This window comes from Streptomyces beijiangensis (genome assembly GCF_017315755.1).
In the GTDB taxonomy this organism is placed as follows: Bacteria; Actinomycetota; Actinomycetes; order Streptomycetales; family Streptomycetaceae; genus Streptomyces; species Streptomyces beijiangensis.
Window position 1 is genome coordinate 1 of sequence record NZ_JAFLRJ010000386.1, and the last position, 750, is coordinate 750.

General features: G+C 72.9%; 1 protein-coding gene. It reads right to left on the reverse strand.

Annotated features, from left to right (window positions below; translation table 11 throughout):
- On the reverse strand, positions 1-750 hold a 750-nt coding region (locus J0695_RS31705), incomplete at both ends, for a respiratory chain complex I subunit 1 family protein (protein WP_206967932.1).

A 750-nucleotide genomic window follows, 5' to 3' on the forward strand; every position in this document is an offset into this window, starting at 1 on the left:
ACCTCGGCCGCCGCGAGCGCCGCACCGAGCACGGCGACCTTCACCGCGAAGAGCGCGAGCCCCAGTGCCACGGCGGCCGCGGTGGCGGTCGTCGCGATGCCCCAGGGTGCGAAGAGCGTCACGAGGAGCCCGAGGAGCACCGTCAGGCGCATCTGGGCGCCGAGCTCGACCAGGGCGAGATCGGGGCCCGCGTACTCCAGGACCATCGCCTCGTGAACCATGGTCAGTTCCAGGTGGGTCGAGGGATTGTCGACCGGGAGGCGTCCGGTCTCGGCGAGTACGGCCACGGCGAGCGCGGCAATCGCCAGGAGCCCCGCGGGCGAGGCCAGGCGGTCGGGGTCGGTGACCTCACCGGCCACGATCGTGGGCAGGTTGGTCGATCCCGCGGGCATCGACAGGGCGAAGACCGAGAGCAGGATCGTCGGCTCCACGAGTGCGGCGATCGTCATCTCGCGCGAGGCGCCCATTCCGCCGAAGGCCGTACCGGAGTCGAGCCCGGCGAGCGCGAGCGTGACCGTCCCGAGGACGAGGAGTGCCACCACCAGGATCAGATCGGCGCTCCCGCTGACGGGGGTCGCGGTCGAGGCGAGCGGCACCAGCGCCGCGACGACGGCCGTGGTGGCGACGAGCAGCAGCGGGGCCAGCCGGAAGGCCGGTCCCGTGCCGATCGCGGTGACGGGCTCCTTGCGCAGCAACTTCCGCAGATCGCGCCAGGGTTGTACGACGCCGGGGCCCGCCCTGCCTTCGAGG